At 44.5% G+C, this 5,024-nt stretch carries 7 protein-coding genes; 3 read left to right on the top strand and 4 right to left on the bottom strand.

Features of this window, described 5'->3' with window-relative positions:
• Nucleotides 1-20 precede the first annotated feature (20 nt).
• Nucleotides 21-461: an RES family NAD+ phosphorylase gene (locus tag WBA23_RS25590; RefSeq protein ID WP_424585117.1), complete on the bottom strand. Its 441-nt coding sequence runs from the start codon at nt 459-461 to the stop codon at nt 21-23.
• Nucleotides 461-835 carry a type II RES/Xre toxin-antitoxin system antitoxin gene (gene parS / locus WBA23_RS25585; RefSeq protein WP_424585116.1) on the bottom strand — a complete coding sequence of 125 codons (375 nt, stop codon included), beginning with the start codon at nt 833-835 and terminating at the stop codon, nt 461-463. The genes WBA23_RS25590 and parS overlap by 1 nt, the downstream gene beginning before the upstream one ends.
• Before the next feature lie 205 nt (nt 836-1,040).
• On the opposite strand from parS, the gene WBA23_RS25580 reads away from it, so the two are divergent.
• From WBA23_RS25580 to WBA23_RS25570, 3 genes are all read left to right on the top strand, one after another.
• Nucleotides 1,041-1,478: a MarR family winged helix-turn-helix transcriptional regulator gene (locus WBA23_RS25580; protein ID WP_424585115.1), complete on the top strand. Its 438-nt coding sequence runs from the start codon at nt 1,041-1,043 to the stop codon at nt 1,476-1,478.
• A gap of 97 nt (nt 1,479-1,575) precedes the next feature.
• The gene (locus WBA23_RS25575; RefSeq protein ID WP_424585114.1) at nt 1,576-2,604 is read left to right on the top strand and encodes an NAD(P)/FAD-dependent oxidoreductase; all 1,029 of its coding nucleotides are present in this window, start codon (nt 1,576-1,578) and stop codon (nt 2,602-2,604) included.
• Between the two features lie 77 nt (nt 2,605-2,681).
• Nucleotides 2,682-3,008, top strand: coding sequence for a 2Fe-2S iron-sulfur cluster-binding protein (locus WBA23_RS25570; RefSeq protein ID WP_424585113.1), 327 nt, complete (start codon nt 2,682-2,684; stop codon nt 3,006-3,008).
• 72 nt (nt 3,009-3,080) lie between these two features.
• On the opposite strand, the gene WBA23_RS25565 is transcribed toward WBA23_RS25570, so the two are convergent.
• Together WBA23_RS25565 and WBA23_RS25560 are read right to left on the bottom strand one after the other, a co-directional pair.
• Nucleotides 3,081-3,998 carry a sugar phosphate isomerase/epimerase family protein gene (locus WBA23_RS25565; protein ID WP_424585112.1) on the bottom strand — a complete coding sequence of 306 codons (918 nt, stop codon included), beginning with the start codon at nt 3,996-3,998 and terminating at the stop codon, nt 3,081-3,083.
• Between the two features lie 252 nt (nt 3,999-4,250).
• Nucleotides 4,251-5,024 (bottom strand): Gfo/Idh/MocA family protein (locus WBA23_RS25560; protein WP_424585111.1); only part of this gene is annotated, 774 nt, incomplete at its 5' end.

Genomic DNA, 5,024 nt, shown 5'->3' with positions numbered 1-5,024 from the left:
TGCTTTGAATAATTAACACTTCACAAACGTTGGTCAAACGGAAAGCCTTCGGTGCTAACCAGTTTGATTTGGCTAAAGTCTGGATGGCGTGCATTGATCAGATAATTCCACTCATTAGGGATAATAGTGGTAGGTACTTTTAGTAGCGGATATTTATTTTCGGTATACCAGGCTGAACCTAATTGTAAGCAGGTATCACAAAAACCTTTTCGCCAGTTCTTAGGTAGTTCTGCCTCTTGAACCGTCAGGATGGCAAGTTCGTCAGGCACGAAAATAATCATGGTACGAAAAAGCTGATCGTTCCCGCTGTGGCTGCGGTGTACCAGGTTTTCCAAACAAGCTAACGAGCGCGACTCGCTGGTATAAATCACAAACTGTCCTTCGTCATTCCAGCGGTTCTTAAAGCCTGAAGCAACCAATTCATTAGCATACTTAGCTCTAGTGATGCGGTATAGGAGCATCAGGAAAAGTCACCGTATTCAATGCGAACTAGCTCCCGATGGACTAACTCGATACCCGAAATATACTGCAAAAGTTTCTCGGGCACGCGCCCCTCAAGACCATAAGCAGACTTACCTAACCAGCGAGCAAACTCTTCGGGAGTGCCGAAAATTTCTGTTCCTTTTTCAAATAACTCTTTAAGTTTTAGGAGGTGCTCAGCGTCCGTTTTGGTTAAATTTTTCTTCTGATTTTTGTAGTTGCTAATGGTTCGTACATCTAAACCTAAAAATCCCGCGATGGAAGCTTTAGAATAACCACTTTGTTTGGCGATCTTCTCAAATAATGTAACGGATATTCCTTTTTCAGCTTTATCAATAACTTGATATGGACTCATGAATCTATTTATTTAACTAACCAAGTATACGAACTTTTTCCGAATTTAGTTGGAAAAAATGACTACACCTATAAATCACTATAAACCATAGCCGAAATTCAGCTAATGATTGATATTCTTTAAGATTTGATGTTTCACATATATTCTCTCTGAGAATGTATTATTAAGATACTTATATTTAAGCCTACCTTCTAAAAATCAACTGATGACTACCAACGACCCTTACAGCGAATACTCGTTCTTACTGGAAAAAACTCAGCGACGTATTAAGCAGTACGCTCAGCAAAAGTTTATAGAGTTTGACTTCGGGGTAACGGTAGACCAGTGGATCGTACTAAAACAACTGGATGCTCATTCCGATTTGAGCCAAAGCGAGTTAGCTGAGGCCGCCTACAAAGGGATGCCTACACTTACCCGTATTGTAGATTTGCTTTGTGCTAAGGGCCTTACTGAGCGGGTTCCGCACCAGCAAGATCGGCGAAAATGTTTGGTGCAACTAACTAGTGAAGGGCAAACTAAAGTTTCAACTATGAAGCCAAAAGTAAATCAAATTCGGAAGGCCGCATGGCAGGGTTTACAACCCAAAGACTTTGAGCATTTTCGGCATACGCTGAACACTATCTACCAAAACTTAGAAGTATAAAAAAATTTCTTAATTTATTTGCTACGATAATATTTCGTATGACAAACAATTTGCTATAGTTTCGCGTATTCTACTATAAGCAACGAGGAATTATACGATGGTTAAAAGTATTGAAGATCAACGAGTAGAAACTGATATTTGTATCATTGGGGCGGGTCCCGTGGGTATGTTTGCCGTATTTGAAGCGGGTTTGCTAAAAATGCGCTGTCACTTGATTGATGCCTTACCTCAGGTGGGCGGACAGCTTTCCGAAATATATCCTAAAAAGCCCATCTATGATATTCCGGGCTACCCCGACATCCTGGCGCAGGACTTGGTAGATAAGCTGGAACAGCAAATAGCCCCTTTTCACCCGACAGCTACGTTAGGCGAGCGGGTAGAATCTTTGGAACGGTTAGAAGATGAATCGTTTCGGCTGCGCACCAACGAGGGTACCGAAGTACTTAGTAAAGTGGTAGTAATTGCCGGTGGCTTAGGCTGCTTTGAACCCCGCAAACCCCCGATTGAAAACTTAGAAGACTACGAAGGAAAGGGTATTGACTACATCGTGAAGAATCCGGAGAAGTTTCGAGGCAAAAAGTTAGTGCTAGCCGGCGGGGGTGATACGGCGCTGGACTGGACACTGTATTTATCCGAACTGGCCGACGAAGTAACACTGGTGCACCGGGGTAGTAGCTTCCGAGGGGCCCCCGACTCTGCCGAGAAAGTAGTCAACCTAGCCGATCAGCAGAAAATTAATCTTCGCCTAAATGCTAACGTAACAGCTATTCAGGGTAATGGTAAGCTAAATGCCTGCGTTATTACGGATAAGGAGAAGAATTCTACCATGGTCGATGCCGACTACTTTATTCCTCTGTTTGGTTTAAGCCCTAAGCTAGGACCAATTGCTAACTGGAAGCTAAACCTAGATCGTAACGCTATTGTGGTGAATACCGAAGATTATTCTACCAACGTCCCCGGTATTTACGCCATTGGCGATATTAACACCTACCCTGGCAAATTAAAGCTAATTCTTTGTGGATTCCACGAGGCCGCACTCATGTCGCACTCAGCGTACCGCATTGTTAGCGGCGGAAAGAAAGCAAGTTTCAAATACACCACAGTGAACGGAGCGCCAACATTATAGTCATTTGTTATTAGTAACGCTAAAGAATACGACACGAGGGACCAGTGACCGTTCCACGACGACCAATAACCGAAAATATGATTACATTTTTTGTTGAAGAACAGAACGGTAAGCGAAGCCCGATAGAAGTACCCACTGATATGCAGTTGTCGCTGATGGAAGTACTCAAGGCTGCCGAATATCCGGTGCAGGCCACATGTGGTGGCATGGCAATTTGTGCCACCTGTCATGTAGAGGTAGTAGACGGTGAAGATCACTATAAAGAAGCCACCGACCCTGAACTAGATATGCTAGATACCCTACCGGAAGTAACCGATACCAGCCGCTTAGCCTGTCAAATGCGCATTGCTGATGATATGGACGGATTAGTCGTTCGCATTTTAGCGAGTGAAGAAGAGATTTAATTGTAAAGGGATAATGGATAATTGTTTTTAATTAATATTCCTCACTATCAATTTTCCCCTGTTAATTATCCATTAAACATAGAATTGACTAACGTAGTTACGAGCGAGTAGAATGGAAGACTTGATCGATTCTTCGGAATCTTCAAAGGCTTTGTCTTCTACTTCGATACAGGTGGGACCTTTGTAACCGATGGTGGTAAGGGCAGAGAAGAAATCTCGCCAGCGGACATCGCCCAGACCGGGTAGTTTGGGCGAATGGTACTCCAGTGGAGTGGCCAGCACCCCTACTGTATTTAGCTTATCGCGGTATACCTTTACATCTTTCAGATGCACGTGGTGGATACGATCTTTATAATCATAGATCGGTTGAATCTCGTCCATCTGCATCCACACTAAATGCGACGGGTCGTAGTTCAGGCCGAAGTTAGCACTAGGAATGATATCAAACATCCGATCCCAGTGAGCGGGGCTGTAGGCTAAGTTCTTCCCACCGGGCCACTCATCCTGCGTAAAGAACATCGGGCAGTTTTCGATACCAATATTGATATTATGCTCTTCAGCTACCTTTATAATTTCGGGGAAACGCTCTTCAAACACTGCAAAGTTATCGTCTACGCTACGACTGGGTTCTCGTCCTAAAAAGGTGTTCACTACTGGAATACCTAGTTTGGCCGCTGCCGGGATAAGTTTTTTAATATGATCAATCTCCTGCGCTGCTTTGGCTTCATCAGCTGCCAGCGGATTAGGGTAGTAACCTAGCCCCGAGATAAAGACATTTTTCTGATTAAGGTAACCCTTAATGTGGCTCACTTGATTATCATCCAGTTCGTCAATATTCACGTGCGTTACACCGGCGTAGCGACGCTCGGCTTTGCCTACGGGCCAGCACATCATTTCTACGCAGGCAAATTTATTTTCGGAGGCGAAATCAATAACTTCTTCAAAAGGCTTTTCGGCCAGAATGGCGCTAACGAATCCTAGTTGTTGCATGGTGGTTGATGGTTTTTTGGTAGTGAAATATAGATGGTGAATGACCTTCTTGACTTTTAAATCCCCCTTAATCCCCCTTTAAAAAAGGGGGAGATATTAACCGTCACTACTCGACCAATTATAAATTCAATCACTCAGTGTATTATCACGAAATATGAAGAACTATAAACTCCAGCAAAAATATAAGTGGAGTTTGAAGCCTCTCCCCCTTAGAAAAAGGGGGTTAGGGAGTTTCTTGCGCCGTGGCTTGTCTCATATCTTAACCCAAGCCTGTTTCTTATTACTCTCTACAATGGCTTCTCCCAGGTAGAGCTCGCGAAGTCCATCAGCAAAAGTCGGGTATAAGTCCGTTTCGTGCTTATCGCTGCGAATGGCTCCATACACCTGCTTAAATAATTGCTTCGAGGTGTCTGGGAATCCTTCGTTATGACCACCGGGGAAAGAGATCAGTTTAGACGCTGATTCGTTCACTAAAGCTGGATCGCGCAACAACTGTCCGTTTGGCACATCGCGCTCCCCAATCCATAGTTCGTTAGGCGTTTCCGAGCACCAGGCAATGGTTTTCTTAGAACCGGCAATTTCTACGTTAATGCGGTTCTTTCGTCCGGCCGATACCTGACTTACCGAAAGCGTGCCTTTGTTACCATTGCTAAAGCGTAGTAGCACCGTAGCAAAGTCCTCGGTTTCGATGGGCACATCAGCGTAGTCTTCTGGCTTCAGCATTTTGCCGGAGTAGGTTTCTACTGGCTTCAAAGGCTTTTTTCGGGTAGGGTGTACCGTAGAGAAGTCGGCCATCACTTCGGTGATCTGCAAGCCGGTTACATGCTCAATCAAGTCCATTAGGTGCGAACCGATATCGGCAATGGCTCGGGAGTCTCCGGAGTACTGAGGCTCTAGCCGCCAGTTATAGTCCGTAGCGTAGAATAGCCAATCTTGCAGGTAAGTACCAATGACCGAGTAAATATCGCCCAGGTCACCCTGCTCGCGCATCGCTTTCATTTGCCGCACCAGTGGGTAGTAACGAAT

Origin of the sequence: Tunicatimonas sp., from assembly GCF_049647865.1 — a bacterium.
Taxonomy (GTDB): Bacteria; Bacteroidota; Bacteroidia; order Cytophagales; family Cyclobacteriaceae; genus Tunicatimonas.
This window is presented reverse-complemented; position numbering and strand designations above follow the sequence as displayed.